Raw genomic sequence first — 19,290 nt, forward strand, 5'->3', positions numbered from 1 at the left:
GCTCCGGAATGTCTGTTCTTGAATGTCAGCGAGGCCGCCCGGCAAGCGGGGAAATTCGCCCCGCGCCGAACTTCCCTTGTCTTTCTGCCTCCGGATTCTTCCGCAAGCAAGACGTCAGCTTCCGGTGAAATTCGGCTTGCGCTTTTCGTGGAAGGCCTCGACACCCTCCCGGAAATCATCGGACTGGCGCAGCCGGCTGTAGCAATGCCCCTCGAGTTCGATCGCGGTCGTCAGCAGGGCGTCCTCCGTCTCGTTCAACAGCCGCTTCGCGGTTCGCTGCGCCAGCGGGGCGAAGGCGCGAAGCTCGTCCACCAGCGCGTCGACGGCGGCCTCGAGGCGATCATCGGGCACGCATTCGGTGGCGATGCCCCAGTCCAGCGCCTGGCGGGCGGAGATGCGCCGTGACCGCATGACGATGTCCTTCGTCCGGGTGATCCCCACGATCTTCTGCAGGCGCGCCGAGCCGCCGGAACCGGGGATCTGGCCGAGCTTCTGCTCGGGAAGCGCGTATTGGCAGGTCTCGGAGACGATGCGGAAATCGCAGGCCAGCGAGATCTCGAAGCCGACGCCGAAGGTGTAGCCGCGGTTCGCGGCGATCACCGGCTTCGAGCAGCGTGCCGGCGCGGCGATGTTCCATGCCAGTTTCGAGACATGCTCGGGCGATGCCTCGAGAAAGCCGCGGATATAGCCGCCCGAGGAAAAATGCTCGCCATCCGCCCGCAGCACGATGACCCTCACCCGCCCGTCCTCGTCGAGGGCTTCGAAGGCGTGGCGCAACTGGTCGCGCTGCGGCATCGAGATCGTGTTCATCGGCGGCCGGGCGAGGACGATGTCCGCGCGCGCGCGGTCGGCGTCGATCTCGACGCGGAAACCGTCGAGGCGGGCGAGGCGGGGATCAGGCTGGTCGGTCATGGATTCGGTTCCCTGGAGGTGGATGGCCCGGAGAGGCACGATGGATCGAGGGCGTAGTCGCCGGCGACCAGCTTGCGCCGCAGCAGCTTGCCGACGGGCGATTTCGGCAGCTCCGTCACGAAGACATAGCGCCGGGGGCGCTTGAACCGCGCGAGGCCCGAGGCGATGCAATGCGCATCGAGCGTTTCCGCGGCCACCGGGGCGCGGCATTTCACGAAGGCCGCGACGATCCGGCCCCAGCGCTCGTCCGCCAGCCCGGCGACCGCGACCTCGGACACCGCGGGATGCAGCGACAGGCAGCTCTCGATCTCGACGGGCGACACGTTCTCCCCGCCGGTGATGATCATGTCATCGACCCGGCCGGTGACGAAGAGGTCGCCCTCCGCGTCGAGATATCCGGTGTCGCCGGTGAAATACCAGCCGCCGCGGAAGGCGCGCGCGTCGGCGTCCGGCCGCCGCCAGTAGCCCTCGAACGCCTCGTCGCTCGCGGCATCGGCGATGATCTCGCCCTCCTGCCCCTGGGCGACCTGCGCGTCCGGATCGCCGGGGCCGATCCGCACGACGCGCAGACGCTGGTTGATCCCGGCCCGCCCCGCCGAACCGGGCTTGCGCACGGCATCCTGGTCGATCGCGAAGGTGTAGATCTCCGACGAGCCGTAATGGTTGACGAACAGGTCCGGACGGAATGCGCCGTCGAGCGCCCGCAGCAGCCCGTCGGTCATCGAGGCGCCGGCGAAGCCGAGCTTGCGGACCGAGGACACGTCGTGCGCGGCAAAGGCCGGATGGTTCAGCAGGTCGTGATACAGCGTCGGCACCAGGTAGAGATTGGTGATCCGCTCCCGCTCGATCAGGCCGAGCGCGCGCGCCGGATCGAACCGCGGCAGGCAGACGAAGCAGCCGCCGATGAGCGACATGGCGAGCAGCGAGCGCACGCCCATGGTGTGATAGAGCGGCATCACGCCCAGGGTGCGTTCGCCGGCGCGGTAGAGGTTCTGCGCGACATGGGCGATCGCCGCGGCGCGCTCGGTGCGGTGGCGGCGCGGAACGCCCTTGGGCTGCCCGGTCGTGCCGGAGGTGTAGAGCATCAGCGACAGCGCGTCCGCGGAGACGTCCGGCAGCGCGCCATCGCCGGCGAGATCGCGGAAGCCGATCCCGGCCGATGCGGCGTTATCCACGCCGATCCGGAGCAGGCCGGCGGCGTCCACCGCGTCACCGGCCGCGTGCGACACCGGCTCGGTGACCAGCGCCCGCGCGCCGGCATTCTCCACCACGAAGCCGAGTTCGTCGCCGGTCATCCTCCAGTTGACCGGGGTGATCACCAGCCCGGCGAACTGGCAGGCCCAATGCAGCGTCGCCGCCTCCCAGCGGTTCTGCAGCGCCGTGACGATCCGCTCCCCCGGCCGCAAGCCCAGCGCCGCGAGGCCGCGCGCCACCGCCTCGATCCTGGAGAGCCAGTCCCGATAGGAGAGGCGGACGCCCTCATCGACGATGGCGATCGCCGAGGGGTCGCGGGCCGCACTCGCGCGGAAGCTCGTGGCGAGATCAAACATCGCCGCCCTCCCCCGGCGCGCCGCGCAGGGATGCGGCCGCATCGAGCGCCGCCGCGACGATCGGCGCATAGCCGGTGCAGCGGCAGAGATGGCCGCCGACGACCTCCCGCACGGCCTCCGGCGTCGGGTCGGGCGCGGCGCGCAGGAAGGCATCGAGCGACATCAGGATGCCGGCGGTGCAAAACCCGCATTGCAGCGCATGATGGCGGCGGAACGCCTCCTGCAGCACGCCGAGCCGTCCCGCCCGCGGCGCCAGGCCTTCCACCGTCCGCACCGCGCAGCCCTCGACCTGCAGCGCAAGGGTCAGGCAGGCCCGCGCCGGCGCGCCGTCGATCTGCACGGTGCAGGCGCCGCAGACGCCGTGCTCGCAGCCGACATGCGTTCCGGTCGCCCCCAATCCGTGGCGCAGCAGGTCGGCGAGCGAGGTGCGCGGCGACGCGGCGGCGACCACCTCGCGCCCGTTCAGGGTGAAGCGGATCTCGTGACGTTCGTCGGCGGTCAGGATCGTCATGCCAGGGCCTCCCCGATGACCTGTCGGCCGAGATGGCGGACCAGGTCGCGCCGGTAGCGCGCGTCGGCGTGGAAATCCGCCCTCGCATCGAGCGACCACGCGATGTCATTCAGGGCGTCGTCGAGCGCCGTGCCGCCGATGCGGGGCAGCAGGCGCAGCACCGGCCGGTCGGCGACGCCGCCGATCGCGAGGCGCACACCGTCCGCCGTCGCCACCGCCGCCGCCGCGACGATGGCGAAATCGCCATGCCGGCGGCCGATTTCGGCAAAGCCGCAGCGCCGCCCGGACAAGGCATCCGGCAGGCTGACCGCCTCGATCAGCTCGTCGTCACGCCGTGCGGTCTGCATCGTGCCGAGGAAGAAGTCGGCGGCGCCGATCACGCGCGCGCCCGCCGCGCTGCGAAGATGCACCGCGCCGTCGAGGGCCAGCAGGCAGAGCGGAATTTCGGCGCTCGGATCGGCATGGGCGACCGAGCCGCAAACGGTGCCGCGCGCGCGCGTCTGGTAATGGCCGACCCAGGGAAGCGCGAGACCGAGCAGCGGCGCCTCGCCGGCAAGGCCGGGCCGCGCCAGCAGCGCCGCCTGCCGCACCCCGGCGCCGATCCGAAGCTGCCCGCCCGCGTGGCGCACCTCGGCCAGCGCGCCGATCCGCATGATGTCGACCAGAACCTGCGGCCGGGCCAGCCGCATGTTCAGCATCGCGACCAGCGACTGTCCTCCGGCCAGCACCCGCGCATCGGCCCCGTGGGTCCGCAGCGCGTCCAGCGCCTCATCCAGCGTCCCCGCGCGGCAATAGGCGAACGGCGCGGGCTTCATCGGCCAACTCCCAGCATGCGCAGCAGCCGTTTCCAGAAGCCCGGCCGCGCCCCGGCCCCGCCGGCGCGGCGCGCCAGCGCCTCGAAGAAGGCGCCGATGACGACCCGGCTCGCCCCCGCCAGCAGCCGGTCCCCCGCCGCGGCGACCCGGCCGCCGATCCGCACCTCGTACTCGTATTCGATCCGCGTGCCGCCCGCGCCCTCGGGCAGGAGCCGGACCCGGCCGCTGCCGGCACCGCCCCCCAGCGCCCCCTCGATCGTGCCGGACAGCGTCGCTTCCCGCGGCTCGTCGAGACCGGAAAGCCGGATCGACGCGCTGTAACGCCCCCTCACCGGCCCGACGCCCAGCGTCACCTCGGCGGCGAACCCGTCGGCGCCGACGCGCCGCACGCCATGCGCGCCGGGGATGAGGGCGGCAAGTTCGTCCGGATCGAGCAGAATGGCCCAGATCGTGGCGGGCGGCGCGCCGACGGACGTATCCCCGCTTCCGCGCAAAAGCCGCGCGCCCGCCCGCGGCTCCTCGCCGGCGACAGGGCCTGCGGGACGGTTCGCGGGGGGCGGCTCCGCCTCGCCGAGCAGGGCGCGCAGCCGCGACGGGGTCAGTGGCAGATGGAGTTCGGCAACGCCCAGCGCGTCGGCCACCGCATTGGCGATGCAGACCGGCGTGGACATGCAGTTCCCCTCGCCGACCCCCTTGGCGCCGAGCGGCGTGAAGGGGGATGGCGTTTCCTCGTGCAGGATCTCGATCGGCGGCACCTCGGTCGCGTAGGGCAGCATGTAGTCGGCGAAGGTGCCCGAGATGAACGCGCCGTCGTCGCCATAGGCCAGCTCCTCCAGCAGCGCCGCGCCGAGCCCCTGCGCGAACCCGCCGCGGATCTGCCCGTCGACCATCGCGGGATGCAGGATCGTGCCGCAATCATGCATGGTCACGTAGCGGTCGATCCGCACCCGGCCCGTCGCCCGCTCGATCTCGACGCCACAGAAATCGAAGATGAAGCCGTGGCAGAGCGAGGAATTCACCTCGTCCGCATCATTGGGCGCGGCGAGTTCGGGCGGTGTCCAGAATACGGTCTCGCGCAGCGTCTGGCCGAGTTCGGCATCGATCGTCCCGGGCGCCCAGTGGCCGGCGGCAGCGATGCGGCCGAAGGAGACGCCGTTGCCGGGATTGCCCGCGGCGAAGATCCGGCCTGCGGCGAAGCGGACCTCGCCGGCCTGCACGTTCAGCTGTCCGGCGGCGACCGCCGCAAGCCGGGCCCGCAGCCGCCGCGCCGCGAGCGCCGCCGTGCCCGCGACCGCCGGCGCGAAGCGGCTGGAATAATTGCCGGAGGCGATCGACCAGGCATCCCTGGCGGTATCGAGGTCGGTCACCACCATGATGTCCGCCGGATCGAGGCCGAACTCGTCGGCCACGACCTGGGCGAGCACGGTCCGGTGCCCCTGCCCCTGCGGCACCGAGGCGACATGGACCGAAACGCCGCCGAGCGGGTCGAGCGCCACCGTCGCGCTGGCCTGCGCGCCGTTCTTGGGCCCGGCGCGGCGCCGTTCCTCCGGCGTCAGCACCGTCGTGACATAGCCCATGTTGGAGACGCTGGGCTCGACCACCACGGCGAGCCCGATGCCGTACAGCCTCCCCGCCGCCCTCGCCGCCGCGCGCCGTTCGAGCAGCGAGGCGTATCCTCCGGCGTCCAGCGCGCGGTCGAACGCGCCGCGGTAATCGCCGGAATCGTACAGCGCGCCGGTTGCCGTGCGATAGGGAAAGGCGCCGGCCGGAATCAGGTTTCGCCGCGTCACCTCGACCGGATCGAGCCCGAGCTCCACCGCGATCCGCTGCATCAGCCGCTCCAGCGGATAGTAGACCTGCGGGCCGCCGAAGCCGCGCACGAGGCCGGTCGGCGTCTTGTTGGTCGCCACCACCCGGTTGCGGATCCGCACGTTGCGGATGTCGTAGGCCCCGGTCATGTTGCCGTGCATGCGATAGAGGGTCGCGGGTTCCGGGGCGCGCAGATAGGCGCCGCAGTCTTCCAGCTGGTCCCAGTCCAGCGCGAGGATCCGCCCCTCGGCGTCGACGGCGGCGTGAAGGCGCGTCACCCGGTTGGTCGCCGACACCGACGCGGCGAGATGCTCCATCCGGTCTTCGATCCATTTCACCTGGCGCCCGGTCAGCCGGGCGCAGGCGGCCATCAGCACGACATAGGGCGCCACCCCCTGCTTGACGCCGAAACTGCCGCCGGAGTCCGGCGGCATCCGCAACCGCAAGCGGTTGCCCGGCACGTTGAGCGCGCGCGCCAGCACGGCATGGATGCTGAACGGCCCCTGGAAATTGGCCTGCACGTCGTAGGAATCGCCGTGCGCGTCATAGGTCGCGATCACGCCATAGGTTTCCATCGGCGCGCCGGTGTTGCGCGGATAGCGCGCGACGACGGTGATTCGGCGCGCCGCCGCCGCGAACGCCGCATCCGGATCGCCATAGGAAAAATGCCGCTCGTTCAGCAGGTTTCCCCCAACCGCCTCGTGCAGCACCGGCGCACCGGGCGCGAGCGCCGCCTCGGGATCGACGACGGGGTCGAGCAGGCGGTAGCGCACCCTGACGGCGTCCAGCGCGTCCTCGGCGATGTAGCGATCGGCGGCGATGGCGACGGCGACCGGCTCGCCCACGTAGCGCACGCGGTCGGTTGCCATCACCCGCGCCTCCGCCGGCACGCGCACGCTCGCGACCAGCGCGCCGGTGACCGGCACGAGATCCTCGCCGGTGATCACGGCAAGGACGCCGGGAATCGCCAGCGCCTCCCGGACATCGATCTCCTCGATCGCGGCGTGAGGGTGGGGCGAGCGCAGGATGGCGGCATGCGCCGTTGCCGGGCCGACCGGCAGATCGTCGATGAAACGTCCCCGCCCCGTCAGCAGGGGGGCATCCTCGATCCGCGGGAGCGAACGACCGAGCGACTTCCGGGCCTGCGTGTCCATGCCTGTTTCCTCCTGGCGCCGCGATCGCGGCACTCATCTCGGCCGGAGACTAGCGCCGCGAGACCGCGGCTGGCGACCGCATCGCGTCACGCGACTTTGCAAATCATCTCAAAATCGGCCGTCAGGCGGAGCGTAGCACGGCGCGGAACTCTCGCGGCGCGACGCTGACATGGTCGCGGAAAAAGCGGCTGAATTGCGCGGGCGCACCGAAGCCGAGGCGCTCGCCGATGTCGGCGAGGCTCTCATCCGCGTTCATCACCGCGTCGACCGCGCGCTCGACCCGCAGCATGTTGAGGAAGACCAGCGGCGTTACGCCGGTCGAACGCTCGAACAGCCGGAAGAAATGCGCGCGCGACAGGCCGGCCTGCCGGGCCATCCGCTCCATGCCCGGCACGCCGCCGGGATCCGCCCTCATCGCGTCGATCGAGCGGCGCACCCGATGGTCGATCGAGGCGCGGCCGGCCGCCTCGATCAGCATCGCCCGCCGGTCCCGCAAGGACCCGAACCGCGCGACGACGCGAATCATCAGCTCGGAGAGCAGGGCCTCGCGCGCCGCCGCCTGCATCGCCGGGTCGACCATCGCATCGGCAAGATCGTGGGCGAGCCGGCGGATGCCGGCATCGATGCGGCCCGCCGAGGCGGGGAAAAATCCCGGCGCTCCCGGCGCGATCCGGTCCGCCTGCACCAGCCGGAGCCAGGACGGGTCGATATACAGCGCCAGAATCAGCGCATTGCGCCGTGATGGATCGTGCACATAGGCATGCGGCTCCCAGGCGTTCACCAGCACGGCAAGGTCATCGGTCAGCGGCGCCAGGCTCGAACCGACCGCGAACCTCGTGTCGTCCCCGCCCAGCTTGAGCAGGACGTGGCAATGCGGATGGGCATGGCGCACCAGGCTGCGGTCCATGTCGAGCAAGGCGACCCGGCCAAAGTCGCCATGGGCGATCCGCAGCGCACGCGACACGCTCAGCCCTCCTCGAAACGGGCGCCGCGACCGCAACCGATCATGGGCCATGATGAAAGTTTCACGCGCGCCAGTTTCTCGATCGCCCCTCGCCTGTCAACGGCGGGAGGCCCGGCGCGACGCGATGACGCCAGCGGTCCGCGATGTCCGCAGCGGATGCGGCCCCCGATCTGCCAGGGTGCGATCTGCCAGGGTGGCGGTGAGGTGCAGACGCCATTTCGGAGAGCCGCGAACGCAGATGGGGAAAACCGGTCGATCATGGGCCATCCAGGACCAGGCGTCTTTCCGTCGGGACGGCGAAGGCGGCCACGCCGCGTCATGATATGAGACGATGTTTGCCGCAGCGCGGCATGGATGATAAGCGGAACGCTGTCTTGAGGAGGGGCCCGGATGGAAGAGCTTCTGGCAGGGTATCGACGGTTCCGCGCGGCGCGCTGGCCGGCGCAGCGGGAAACCCTGGAGGCCCTGGCGCGCGACGGGCAGAAGCCGCACACGCTGGCGATCGCCTGCTGCGATTCCCGCGTCGCGCCGGAGATGATCTTCGACTGCGCCCCCGGCGACGTGTTCACGGTGCGCAATATCGCCAATCTGGTGCCGCCCTATGCGCCGGACACCGCCAATCACGGCACCTCGGCGGCGCTGGAATTCGCGGTCCGGGTGCTGCGGGTGCGGCGCATCGCGGTGATCGGCCATTCCTCCTGCGGCGGCATCGCGGCGCTGCTGCACGAACCCCCGCCCGAGGCGCGCGACTTCGTGGCGAACTGGGTGCGGATCGCCGAACCCGCCCGCAAGCGCGCCGTGCGCTTCGCCGATGACCCGGTGGAAGCCGCCCGCCGCGCCGAAATCGAAAGCGTGCGGGTCTCGCTCGAGAATCTCATGACCTTCCCCTGGATCGCCTCCGCGCACAACGCGGGCGAACTCGGCGTCTATGGCTTCTATTTCGACGTTCCGAGCGGCACGCTGCGCGAGGTGACGGCGGAGGGCGAGCGGCTGATCACCGAGGGCGCGGGCTGAGCCCGAGCGCGCGCAGGCACGCCCCAGCACAGAAAGGCATGGCGATGGAAACGGCAGATCGGAAGGCCGACCGCAAATCGATCGGATCGTGGGAACGCGCGAAGCGCAACGGCGAGCGCCGCGCGCTGATCACCGCCTATGATTATCCGTTCGCGAAACTCGCCGAGGCCGCCGGGATCGACGGCATCCTGATCGGCGATTCGCTGGGAATGACCGTCCAGGGCGAGCGCGACACGCTGCGGGTGACGCTGGAGCAGATGGTCTATCACACCGGCATGGTCGCGCGCGGCGCGCCCGCCTGCCTGATCATGGCCGACCTGCCCTTCGGCAGTTTCGAGGCCGGCCCTGCCCAGGCCTTCGCGAGCGCCGCCCAGTTGCTCAAGGCGGGGGCGGACATCGTCAAGCTCGAGGGCGGGGCGGCGATGGTCGAGACCGTCGGCTTCCTTTCCGCCCGCGCCGTGCCCGTCTGCGCGCATATCGGCCTGACGCCGCAGCATGTCCGCCAGCTCGGCGGCTTCCGCAAGCAGGGCAAGACTGAGGACGCGGCGGCGCGAATGATCGAGGACGCCGCCGCCCTCGCCGAGGCCGGCGCGCGGATGGTGCTGATGGAAGCGATCCCGGCCGGACTCGGCGCCGAGATCACCAGGCGGGTGCGCGTGCCCACCATCGGCATCGGCGCCGGCAACGGGACCGACGCGCAGATCCTGGTGATGCACGACGTGCTGGGGCTGACCGGCGGCTATGTTCCGGGTTTCGCCAAGGTGTATGCCGACGGGGCGCGGATGGTGCGCGAGGCGATCGGCGCCTATGCCGAAGAGGTCCGCACCGGCATCTTCCCGCCCGCCGAATAGGCCTCGATCAGCCGGCCGAGCTCCTCCGATCCGGCGGGCAGGAGCGGAACCGGGCGATTGGCGGCCGGTTCAGCGGCCCTGCTGCGGGATCTCGATATAGGTCTTGCCGGAACCCGCCGCGCCGCCGCCGGACCCGAACAGGCCGCAGCCGGCCAGGCTGCCGGCCAGCGCCAGCGCGAGGGCCAGGCCGATGATGCGCTTCGTCGTGTTCATGCCGCCTCTCCTTGTGCCAAAACGAAACGGGGCCCATACCCGATGCGGATATAGGCCCCGAGACTTCAAACCGGAAGCAGGGTCAGCGCGAGTAGAACTCGACGACCAGGTTGGGTTCCATCTGCACCGGATAGGGAACGTCGGCCAGCTTCGGCGCGCGGGCGAAGGTGCCCTTCATCGCGCGGTGGTCGACCTCGATATATTCCGGCACGTCGCGCTCGGCGCTCTGCACCGAGTCGAGCACCATGGCGAGCTGCTTCGACTTCTCGCGCACCTCGACGACATCGCCGTCACGCACCTGGTACGACGAGATGTTGACGCGGCGGCCGTTGACGAGAACGTGGCCGTGGCTGACGAACTGGCGCGCGGCGAACGGGGTGATCGCGAACTTCATGCGATAGACCACCGCATCGAGCCGGCGCTCGAGCAGCTCGATCAGGTTCTCGGAGGTGTCGCCCCGGCGGCGCACCGCCTCCTCGTAATACTTGTAGAACTGCTTCTCGCTGATATTGCCGTAATAGCCGCGAAGCTTCTGCTTCGCCATCAGCTGCACGCCGAAGTCGGACGGCTTCTTGCGGCGCTGGCCATGCTGGCCGGGGCCGTATTCGCGCTTGTTGATCGGGGATTTCGGCCGGCCCCAGAGATTCACGCCAAGGCGGCGGTTGATCTTGTACTTGCTTTCGGTACGCTTGGTCATGCGTGCCGCACTCCTTCTTGTTGACGCGGACGTGCCGCTGATGTTGCACCGGTAGGTTCCGTCGCGCATGCGCGACGGAACGGGCGCGCACCCCGAAGGTGCGTCCACGTTCCCGGCCATGCCGGTCCGCATAGAGAGGCGGCCGCCGAATGTCAAATCCGCGGCGGCTCAGAGCGCGAGCGCCGCCGGGTCCCGCACCCAGCGCGGCACGCTGCCGACAAGATCGAGGCTGATCCGCCGTGCCGGGCGGTCGAGCAGCAGTTCCGCGGTCCCGCCGCTCCACATCCCGCGATCGCCCTCGTCCGGGCGGTACCAGCCCGCACCGTGCCAGACCGGCAGGCGCACGCCGTCGGCTTCCAGCGCGGCGGCGCAGATGCCGAGCCGCCGCCGGTCCTCCGACGCGGGATCGGTATAGGCGGGCCGCGAGACGCGCGCGCGCAGCACCAGCCTCGCTGCCGGCGCCGGCAGCGTGAAGTCGAGCCGCCCCGCACCCCGGCGCGGCTGCACCGGCGGCGCGTCATCCTCCACCAGCGCCTCGACCACGGCGCCGTGGACGATCTGGTAGTCGAGTTCGAGGGCGCGGCGATGCAGCCGCGCGCGCACCCGGCGCAGCGCCGGGCCGGTGGTGACGACCGGCCGGCACGAGTCCGCCGGCGCGCCCGGCAGGCCGAGGGCGGCGGCGAAGCGGTCGCGGTTGCCATCGTCGCGATAGGTCTCGCAGGGCAGGTTCTCCGCCCGGATCACCGCGTGCCGGGCCAGTTCGACATGATAATAGGTCACGGCGAAGCGTGAGGAGTCGTGCAGGATGGTCGCCTCGTTGACCAGCAGCGTCGCCGGCACCAGCACGCCATCGGCATACACCGCATGCAGCGGCGAGAGGGTGAGAGGATGCGACGGCATGCAAGGCCCGAACGCGCCGGGCGTGATGACGACCGGATGCAGCAGCGCGGCGGCGGGATCGCGCGACAGGTCGATGCTGCGCCAGCCGATCCAGACGACCGGCTCCGCCGTGCCGTCCTCGGTGACCAGCCGGTCGCCGGGCCGCAGGATCTCGACCGGGCGGTAGCCCTCCGCCGTCAGCAGCCTGGTGCCACGGGCGAAGCAGGGCATGGCGCCGCCGACGGTGACATAGCTGCCGCCGTACCCATCCGCGGTGATGGCGATCGCCGCCTGCCCAGCGGCCTCGGCGAGACCGAACCCGCCGCGCCCGCTCACCGCGAGCGTGCCGCCGGCGTAGCTGACCAGAGAGGGGGCGACGCCGATCAGGTCGATCGCGTCGCCGGATGCCATGTTCACCACCGGATCGGCCATGGCGGCGACGTCGTTGATCGTCAGGATGCCGTCGGCGCCGGCGAAGGAGACGGTGCCGCCCGTGGCCGGGCCGGCGAGGTCGAGCGCCGCGCCGGGATCGATGGTCGCGCCGCCGGCGAGCGCGCCGCCGAGCACCAGCGTGCCGCCCGACGCGGCGAGCGCGCCGGCGGCGTCGATCGGGATGAGGCCGGGCGCGCCGAACGTGCCGATCAGCCCGTAGCCCGAGAGTTCGGCGCCGGAACCGATCGTCAGCGAGGCCGCCCGCAATGCGCCCTGGGCCAGGGCCAGCGTCGCCCCCGCGGCGAGCGAGGCGCTGCCGGCGAGCGAGAGCGTGCCGCCATCCAGCGCCGCACGCCCCGACTCCGCCAGGCTGCCGGCCGTCAGCGTGCCATCGAGCAGCAGCGCCCCGCCGCCGCCCAGCCCGAATCCGCCCGTGCCGAACGACGCCGCCGCCAGTCCGCCGATGCTGAACGTGCCGCCCGCGAGGTCGATTCCGCCGGTGCCGGCCAGGCGGCTCGCATCCGCGAGCGCGAGATCGCCCGCGGTGATCGTCGCCGGGCCGAGCGACAGGCTCGCCGCGTTGCCGAGCGAGACGATGCCGCCGGCGAGCGTGAGGCTGCCCAGCGCGAGCGAGGCGGTGCCGGCTTCGCGCAGCAGGGCGCCGGTGCCCAGCGCCGATGCGCCGAAGGATGCCGTGCCACCCAGCTCGAACGTGCCGGCGGCAGCGGTGCCGAGGGCAAGCCCGGCGGCGGCGAGGCTGCCGGTCACCTCAAGGACGTCATTGCCCGATACTGCCGCGCCGCCGACATCGATCGTTCCCGCCGCATCGAGAGTGCCGGCGATGCCCAGGGTGCCAGTCCCCTGCGCGTCGCCGACCAGCGCGCCGCCGCCGAGCGTCGCCGCCGCATTGGCGTCGAACAGGGCGAAGCCGCCGGCGCCGATATCGAGCGCGGCGCCGCTCGCGGGCAGATCGAACGTGCCGGCGAAATCATAGGCTCCGGCAACCGATACGGTGCCGGCGACCCCCGGCCCCTCGACCAGCAGGGGCGCGCCGGCATGGGGGCCGAACAGCGCGACATCGCCATTGGCCGGCGGCGCGCCGCCCTGCCATGACGACCCGGCATTGAACAGGCTGCCATTGGCGCCGGTGAAGTCGAGCGTGCCGGCGGGGGCGATCGCGATGCCGATCGCGGCACTCAGGCCGGCGAGCCCGGTGCCGCCGGTGAAGTTCAGCACATCGCCCGTGCCGCCCGCCGGCGCGGTATAGTCGAGCGCCGCGAGTTCCGCGTTCAGGTCGAGCGCGTTGGCGGCCGAGAGCACCAGCGACCCCACGGCCGCGCCGCCGCCGGTGGCGATCTGCCCATGGCTCGCGCTGACGGTCAGTTGCAGCCCGGCGGAGCCGTCGCTCGGCACCAGCAGGCCGAGGCCGATGATCGGCGTGGCGATGCCGTTCACCGCCTCGATCGAGGCGCCGGCGGCCGGCACGTCGTTCAGGGTGAGCGCGGCGCTGCTCGCCCGCAGGCCGATCACTTGATCGCCGGCCGAATCCGTCTCCACCACCGGCGACACGCCGGCGGCCAGGCTGGCATGGATGGTGACGATCTCGCTCTGCGCGGTATTGCCGATGACGACGCCGGCCACCTCGAACGAAGTCGGGGACACATTGAAGACCGACAGGTTGGTGAGGGTGGGAAAGGCGATGCGGTCGCCGGGGCGGAAGCCGGCGAGCGTGGCGGCGAAATCCGTCGGGTCGTCGAGCACGAGGACGCCGCCCTGCTCGCCCAGGGTGCTGGCATACCCGGTGCCGTCCTGCCCCGCGCTGGCGCCCGGCGCGAAGCTGATCGTGGCATCGGCGCCGACGGTGACCGGCGTGGCGTTGAACACGCCGTAGAGCGGCTGCACGGCGCCGAGCTCCAGCACCGCCCCCGGCGCGATGGCGAGATCGATCGAACCGCCGATGCTGCCGGCGGCGATGCTGAGCGGCGCCGGGCCGAGGGCGAGAATCGTGCCCGGGCCGACGATGGTTTCCGCCTCGCTGAAATTGCCGGCCATCAGCAGGCCCGCGCCCTCGAGCGTGCCGCCGGCGGCAAGCGAGATGGCATTGTACCCGGTGTTCGGCGCCGCGCCGTCGGCCTCGAGCGTGCCGGCGAAATCGACCACGCCGCCGCCAGGAATGCCGATCGGCCCGCCCAGCGTGCCGCCACCCGGCAGCAGCGCCGCGCCCGCGGAATCGAGCCCGTCGATCGACAGCGCGCCGAACGCCGCCAGCGCCGCGCCGGAGGACAGCGTGACGCCGGCGGCCTCCAGCGCGCCCGCCGCGCCGACGACGAGGGTGGAGGAGTCGAGCGAAAGCCCGCCGGCGATCGACAACGCGCCGCCGATCGCGGCCGTCGCACCGCTGGCGAGCGTCGCCACCGCAACGCCGAACGCCCCCGCGAGCGCGACCGACGCGCCGGCCGCCACGTCGAGCACCGCGCCGAGACCGTATCCGCCGAGCACCGCGCCGTTGCCGATCGTGATGTCGGTCCCCGGTCCCGGCACCTGTGCGCCGGACCAGTCCGCCGCGGTCTGCCAGTCGCCGTTGCCGCCGTTCCAGCTTTCGCCGCCCGTCGCCGCCGAACCGGTGACGGAGAAGCTCAGGCTGCCGGAGGTGACGGCATCGGGCAGCGGGCCGCCGGTCTGGCGGAGCACGTATTCGAGCGTGCCGGCCGCGGTGGCATCGAGCCGCACCGCGTCGAGCGCGGCGCGCAGGCCGGCGAGATCGCCGGACGCGGCGGTGAGCACCAGCGTGCCGGTGCCGTTCCCGGCAACGCCGACATCGTTATGGGCGGCGGCATCGAGCAGCAGCGCGCCGGAACTCGCGATCAGGCTGACCGCGAGCGTCTCGGCGGCCAGCCCGAAGCCCGCCAGCAGCGCGGCCGGATCGTCGGCGATGGCGAGGCCGAGCGTCTGCGCGACGCCGGCGGTGAGCGGCAGACTCGCCGGCGGCGCGACGAAGGCGGGCGGCGAATCGGCAAGGGCCTGCACCGCGATGGTCGTCGCCAGCGTCGTCCCGCCGCTCGTGGCGCTGACGCCGAGCGTGCCGGTCCCGCTCGCCGAGGCGCCGATGGCGAGGCTCGCCAGCGCATCGTTCACCTGCGCTGCGGTGCCGCTGATGGTAATCGCGTTGCTGCCCAGTGCAACCGTCGCCCCGCCCGCGCTGCTGGCGGAAAATGCGTAGGCACCCGACAGGGTGACGCTCGCCGGGGCACCCGCCGCCAGCCCGCCCAGGGAGAAGCCGCAAGGCGGCACGCCCGCAACCGAGGACAGCGCCAACCCGTCGATCAGCCCGATCGCATCCGGCCCGATAATCTGGAACGTGCCCGACATGCTGCCCTCCAAGGTAAGGGCGGCATGATATTATTCTACCTAAAGTAGTTCAACTGGGGAATTTCGCCTTAACCGCGAAGTTCCCGGCGCAGGATCTTGCCGGTCACGGTCTTGGGCAGGTCGTCGATGATCTCCACCGTGCGGGGATATTTGTAGGCGGCCATGCGCTCCTTGCAGAAGGCGATGATCTCCTCCTGTGTCGCGCTGGTGCCGGGCCGCAGGCTGATCACGGCCTTCACCGTCTCGCCGCGATAGGAGTCGGCCACACCCACCACCGCCGCCTCGCGCACGGCGGGATGGGTGTAGAGCACGTCCTCCACCTCGCGCGGCCAGACCTTGTAGCCGGCGGCGTTGATCATGTCCTTCTTGCGGTCGACCAGGTAGAACCAGCCGTCCTTGTCCATGAAGCCGACATCGCCGGTATGGAACCGGCCGTTGCGGATCGCCTCGGCGGTCTTGTCCGGCTTGTTCCAGTAGCCCGGCACGATCATCGGCCCCTGGCTGACGATCTCGCCGACCTCGCCCACCGGCAGTTCCCGCCCCTCGTCGTCGCAGATCCAGGAGATGGTGTTGTAGGCCGGCACCCCGATCGACAGCGCGCCCGAGGCCGGATCGACCGGCGCCTCGCGCGAGAGCGGCACCACATGCGTGGGCGAGTTGGTCTCGGTCAGCCCGTATCCGTTATGGATGTAATGGCCGAACGTCTCGCGGAAGGCGGTGACCACGCTGGGCGGAATCGGCGCGCCGCCGGAGTAGATCCTGGTCATCGAGGCGAGCTTGGCGGGGGCCGCGTCCGGATGGTTCATCATCGCGATGAAGGCGGTGATGGCGCCGATGGTGAAGGCCGCCTTGTGTTCCTCGATCGCGTCGAGCATCACGCCCGGCTCGAAGCGATAGGCGAGGATCAGCGGGGAGGCGGTGATGAAGGCGGCGGCGATATGGCCGATCAGCCCGGTGATGTGGAACAGCGGCGCGATGCCGAGGATCGGCGCGCCCTCGCCCAGCCCGATCCAGTCGCGATAGGTCTGGGCGTTGAAGGTGACGTTGCCGTGGGTGTTCATCGCCCCCTTGGGCACGCCCGTCGTCCCCGAGGTGTAGACGAGGAAGGCGATGTCGTCCGGCTTGTAGGAGGGCGCAGGCGGCAGCGCCCCGCCCGCCGCGATCGCCGCCTCGAAATCGACCGTGCCGGCGCAGGCCACGCGCTGCGTCGCGGCGAAGAGGCGCCTGTCGTTGCGGGTCTGGAAGGCGAGCGCCGAGGTGGTCAGCACGATCTGCGGCCGCAGGCCCGGCTCCAGCGCGCCCACCGTCTCCTCGAAGGTGGTGTCGTGGCAGACGACCGCCTTCGGCGTGCAGTCGGCGAACAGGATGCCGATCTCCCGCGCCCGGTTCATCGGGTTCACCGCCACCGCGATTCCCCCCGCCTTCCAGGCGCCGAGAATGGCGATGACGAATTGCGGCACGTTCTGCAGGTAGACCGCCAGCCGGTCGCCCGCGCCGAAGCCGTGCGCCGCGAGATAGCCGGCCAGACCGTCGCTCAGCCGGTCGAGCTCGGCATAGCTGATCCGGCCGTCGAAATAGAGAATGGCCGGCGCCTGCGGCGCCCGCGCCACGGCGGCGCGGAACATCGCCAGCGCATCGGTGAACTCGGGCACGATCTCGGCGGGCTGGCCCGCGTCGTAGAGCGCGAGCCAGGGTTTCTCGTCGTAGATGCTCATCCAGGCGTCCTTACTTGATCACGACGGGGTTCACCGGCGCGCCGGTGCCGTTGACGACCTTGAGCGGTGCGGCGGTGTAGAGGAAGGTCCACTGCCCGTCCTTCGCGCAATCATCGGCGAGGTCGTCGAGGGCGGCGATCTCGGTGAAGGTGACGCCGAGATTGCGCATCAGCGCGTTGTGCAGCGGCAGCACCACGCCGGAGACCGGGTCGGCGGTGATCTCGTTGGCGATCGTGTCGGTGACGAGATTGGGAATCTCCATCTCGTGGAACCATTTCACCAGTTCCTTCGAGTAGGTCAGGCCCGGCTCCATGAAATCCTTGTAGAACTCGTCCTTCTCGCGCTTGTAGTAGGAGCCGATCCAGCCGGTGCGGATGATCAGGATGTCGTGCTTCTCGATCCTGGTGCCCTGCTTCTCGGCCGCCGCCATGAGGTCTTCGTGGGTGAAGGTCTCGGCGCGTTCCAGCCAGGGTTTGCCGCGATGGCGGGCCATGTCGATCAGGATGCCGCGGCCGACGATGCCGCGCTCGGCGATCGGCAGCACGCTGGCCTTGGTCATGCCGCCCGCGGTGGTGCGCGCGTCATAGCCGTTGTAGAGCGTGTCGTCGCACCAGACATGGCCGAGCGCGTCATACTGCGTCGAGCCCTGGAGATACATGAACAGCACGTCGTCGGCGTATTCGGCGTGGCCGGGGAAGACCGGCCCCTTGCCGCACATGTAATGGCCCTTGTCCATCACGTTGATCCGCACCGGGTCCTTGCGGCCGGGCCAGACCGGGTCGCCCTTGGGGTGGCACATCTGGATCTGCAGGGTGAAGGTCTTGCCCTGCTTCACCGACTGCACGCCGCGCAGCACCTCCTGGCTGGTGAGAAAGTTGAGGCCGCCGACCTCGTCGTCCGGCCCCCAGCGGCCCCAGTTCTTCGGATCGTCCTTCAGCAGTTCGGTGACGGGAATCTCGGCGCGCAGTGATCCGGCCATCTTCGTTTCCTCCATGATGGGGCGGATCGTTGCCGCCCGGGCGCATCCTGCAACGCGCATCCGGGCGGCACAAGAGGCAGCGAGACTGCCGGGCTCAGGCTGTTTCCGTCTGGAACACCGCGGCCGGATGTTCGTCCGCCGGGCCGAAGAACTCGAAGCGCAGCCGCTCTTCCGGCACGCCGAGCCCGGCGAGCCCGCCGATCACCGCGCGCATGAAGGGCTTCGGACCGCAGACATGGAACACCGTGTCCGCCGGCACGTGCGCGTGCAGGAAGGCGGCGGTGACGAGCCCTTCGCGATCGTAGTCGATGCCCGGCCGGTCCTCCTCGGCGGGCTCGGCGTAGAACGTCGCGGTCGAGACGCCGGGCGCCCGCGCCTCCAGCGCGCGGACATGCTCGCGCATGGCGTGGACGCGGCCGTTCAGCGCGCCATGCACCCAGAAGGTCGGCCGCTCCGGCGACGCCGCCACGATGGTCTCCAGCATGCTGACCATCGGCGTGAGGCCGACGCCGCCGCTGACCAGGGCGACCGGTGCCGTCGACGCGGGATCGAGGAAGAAGTCGCCCGCCGGCGCGGCCACGCGCAGGATGGTGCCGGGCACGGCGTGATCGTGCAGCCAGTTGGAGATCCGGCCCATCTTCTCGCGCTTGACGCTGATGCGATAGGCACGGTCGTTCGGCGCGCAGGAAATCGAATAATTGCGCCGCTGCTTGCCGGTGCCCGGCAGGTCGAAGGCGAAGCCGAGATACTGGCCGGGGCGATGGCGCACCACCGTCCCGCCATCGGCCGGCACCAGCGTGAACGACCGAATGACGCTGCTTTCTTCCACGACCTCCTCGACCGCGAAATCCCGCCAGCCGTTCCAGCCGCCCGGCGCGGCGGCGAGATCGCGATAGATCGCGGCCTCGCGGCCGATCAGCAGCTCGGCGAGGAACCAGTAGGCCTCGCCCCAGGCGGCGAGGACCTCGTCGCTCGCGGCATCGCCCAGCACGTCGCCGATCGCGGCGAGCAGCGCGGTCGCGACATGCGGATAATGCTCGGGCAGGATGTTCAGCGCGACATGCTTCTGCGCGATCCGCTCGACCGCGCCGGCCATCGGCGCGAGATTGTCGATATGCCGCGCATAGGCCAGCACGGCGCCGGCCAGCGCCTTCGGCTGCGCGCCGGCCGCATCCTGATGCGACTGGTTGAACAGCTCGGCGATCGCCGGGTTGCGAAACATCAGCTCGTACATCCGGCGGGTAATGGCAAGGCCGTGCTGGTCGAGCGCGGGCACCGTGGCCTTGATCAGGGCGATCGTGCGGTCGGAAAGCGGAGCGGGCATGGGCAATCTCTTTCTGCAGCCGGAGGATGGTTACCGTATTAAAGGTGTATTTTCGGTGCAGGTTTTATGCGGAACCGAATTCGGTATTACCAATACCTGTTT

General features: G+C 70.8%; 14 protein-coding genes. 2 read left to right on the forward strand and 12 right to left on the reverse strand.

Features of this window, described 5'->3' with window-relative positions:
- Nucleotides 1–114: 114 nt before the first annotated feature.
- The 6 genes from RT91_RS02670 to RT91_RS02695 all read right to left on the reverse strand — a co-directional run bounded on the left by RT91_RS02670 (nt 115) and on the right by RT91_RS02695 (nt 7,715).
- Nucleotides 115–912, reverse strand: coding sequence for an enoyl-CoA hydratase/isomerase family protein (locus tag RT91_RS02670; protein ID WP_007422485.1), 798 nt, complete (start codon nt 910–912; stop codon nt 115–117).
- Entirely contained in the window at nt 909–2,462 is a 1,554-nt protein-coding gene (locus tag RT91_RS02675) for an AMP-binding protein (protein WP_007422484.1), read from the reverse strand. Before RT91_RS02675 ends, RT91_RS02670 begins: the two co-directional genes overlap by 4 nt.
- Nucleotides 2,455–2,973, reverse strand: coding sequence for a (2Fe-2S)-binding protein (locus RT91_RS02680; RefSeq protein ID WP_035185645.1), 519 nt, complete (start codon nt 2,971–2,973; stop codon nt 2,455–2,457). The genes RT91_RS02675 and RT91_RS02680 overlap by 8 nt, the downstream gene beginning before the upstream one ends.
- The gene (locus RT91_RS02685; RefSeq protein WP_035185647.1) at nt 2,970–3,788 is read right to left on the reverse strand and encodes a xanthine dehydrogenase family protein subunit M; all 819 of its coding nucleotides are present in this window, start codon (nt 3,786–3,788) and stop codon (nt 2,970–2,972) included. Before RT91_RS02685 ends, RT91_RS02680 begins: the two co-directional genes overlap by 4 nt.
- On the reverse strand, nt 3,785–6,751 hold the full coding sequence (locus RT91_RS02690; RefSeq protein WP_035185650.1) for a molybdopterin cofactor-binding domain-containing protein: 2,967 nt from the start codon (nt 6,749–6,751) through the stop codon (nt 3,785–3,787). The genes RT91_RS02685 and RT91_RS02690 overlap by 4 nt, the downstream gene beginning before the upstream one ends.
- Before the next feature lie 121 nt (nt 6,752–6,872).
- Nucleotides 6,873–7,715, reverse strand: coding sequence for an AraC family transcriptional regulator (locus RT91_RS02695; RefSeq protein ID WP_035185651.1), 843 nt, complete (start codon nt 7,713–7,715; stop codon nt 6,873–6,875).
- Nucleotides 7,716–8,105: 390 nt separating this feature from the next.
- On the opposite strand from RT91_RS02695, the gene RT91_RS02700 reads away from it, so the two are divergent.
- Nucleotides 8,106–8,729 carry a carbonic anhydrase gene (locus tag RT91_RS02700; protein ID WP_007423931.1) on the forward strand — a complete coding sequence of 208 codons (624 nt, stop codon included), beginning with the start codon at nt 8,106–8,108 and terminating at the stop codon, nt 8,727–8,729.
- Between the two features lie 44 nt (nt 8,730–8,773).
- Nucleotides 8,774–9,580, forward strand: a complete 807-nt coding sequence (gene panB / locus RT91_RS02705) for a 3-methyl-2-oxobutanoate hydroxymethyltransferase (protein WP_035185653.1) — start codon at nt 8,774–8,776, stop codon at nt 9,578–9,580.
- Between the two features lie 69 nt (nt 9,581–9,649).
- Here the strand turns inward: panB and RT91_RS21920 are convergent, their stop codons facing one another.
- The 6 genes from RT91_RS21920 to hmpA all read right to left on the reverse strand — a co-directional run bounded on the left by RT91_RS21920 (nt 9,650) and on the right by hmpA (nt 19,188).
- Nucleotides 9,650–9,793 carry a hypothetical protein gene (locus RT91_RS21920; protein WP_154653534.1) on the reverse strand — a complete coding sequence of 48 codons (144 nt, stop codon included), beginning with the start codon at nt 9,791–9,793 and terminating at the stop codon, nt 9,650–9,652.
- A gap of 82 nt (nt 9,794–9,875) precedes the next feature.
- Nucleotides 9,876–10,490 (reverse strand): 30S ribosomal protein S4, encoded by a 615-nt coding sequence (gene rpsD / locus RT91_RS02710; RefSeq protein ID WP_007423933.1) that lies wholly within the window; start codon nt 10,488–10,490, stop codon nt 9,876–9,878.
- Between the two features lie 168 nt (nt 10,491–10,658).
- Complete coding sequence (locus RT91_RS02715) at nt 10,659–15,170, reverse strand: Hint domain-containing protein (protein WP_035185654.1); 4,512 nt, start codon at nt 15,168–15,170, stop codon at nt 10,659–10,661.
- A 68-nt stretch (nt 15,171–15,238) separates the two neighbouring features.
- On the reverse strand, nt 15,239–16,885 hold the full coding sequence (locus tag RT91_RS02720) for a class I adenylate-forming enzyme family protein (protein WP_007422918.1): 1,647 nt from the start codon (nt 16,883–16,885) through the stop codon (nt 15,239–15,241).
- 10 nt (nt 16,886–16,895) lie between these two features.
- Entirely contained in the window at nt 16,896–17,864 is a 969-nt protein-coding gene (locus RT91_RS02725) for a cyclase family protein (RefSeq protein ID WP_035185675.1), read from the reverse strand.
- Nucleotides 17,865–17,958: 94 nt separating this feature from the next.
- Nucleotides 17,959–19,188 (reverse strand): NO-inducible flavohemoprotein, encoded by a 1,230-nt coding sequence (hmpA, locus tag RT91_RS02730; protein ID WP_035185656.1) that lies wholly within the window; start codon nt 19,186–19,188, stop codon nt 17,959–17,961.
- Nucleotides 19,189–19,290 lie beyond the last annotated feature (102 nt).

This window comes from Acidiphilium sp. JA12-A1 (genome assembly GCF_000724705.2).
In the GTDB taxonomy this organism is placed as follows: Bacteria; Pseudomonadota; Alphaproteobacteria; order Acetobacterales; family Acetobacteraceae; genus Acidiphilium; species Acidiphilium multivorum.

Coding starts and splice junctions, on each gene's coding strand:
- RT91_RS02690 (WP_035185650.1), bottom strand. CDS start 6,751: ATGGACACGCAGGCCCGGAAGTCGCTCGGTCGTTCGCTCCCGCGGATC.
- RT91_RS02680 (WP_035185645.1), bottom strand. CDS start 2,973: ATGACGATCCTGACCGCCGACGAACGTCACGAGATCCGCTTCACCCTG.
- RT91_RS02715 (WP_035185654.1), bottom strand. CDS start 15,170: ATGTCGGGCACGTTCCAGATTATCGGGCCGGATGCGATCGGGCTGATC.
- RT91_RS02675 (WP_007422484.1), bottom strand. CDS start 2,462: ATGTTTGATCTCGCCACGAGCTTCCGCGCGAGTGCGGCCCGCGACCCC.
- RT91_RS02670 (WP_007422485.1), bottom strand. CDS start 912: ATGACCGACCAGCCTGATCCCCGCCTCGCCCGCCTCGACGGTTTCCGC.
- RT91_RS02700 (WP_007423931.1), top strand. CDS start 8,106: ATGGAAGAGCTTCTGGCAGGGTATCGACGGTTCCGCGCGGCGCGCTGG.
- RT91_RS02685 (WP_035185647.1), bottom strand. CDS start 3,788: ATGAAGCCCGCGCCGTTCGCCTATTGCCGCGCGGGGACGCTGGATGAG.
- RT91_RS02720 (WP_007422918.1), bottom strand. CDS start 16,885: ATGAGCATCTACGACGAGAAACCCTGGCTCGCGCTCTACGACGCGGGC.
- RT91_RS21920 (WP_154653534.1), bottom strand. CDS start 9,793: ATGAACACGACGAAGCGCATCATCGGCCTGGCCCTCGCGCTGGCGCTG.
- hmpA (WP_035185656.1), bottom strand. CDS start 19,188: ATGCCCGCTCCGCTTTCCGACCGCACGATCGCCCTGATCAAGGCCACG.
- RT91_RS02725 (WP_035185675.1), bottom strand. CDS start 17,864: ATGGCCGGATCACTGCGCGCCGAGATTCCCGTCACCGAACTGCTGAAG.
- rpsD (WP_007423933.1), bottom strand. CDS start 10,490: ATGACCAAGCGTACCGAAAGCAAGTACAAGATCAACCGCCGCCTTGGC.
- panB (WP_035185653.1), top strand. CDS start 8,774: ATGGAAACGGCAGATCGGAAGGCCGACCGCAAATCGATCGGATCGTGG.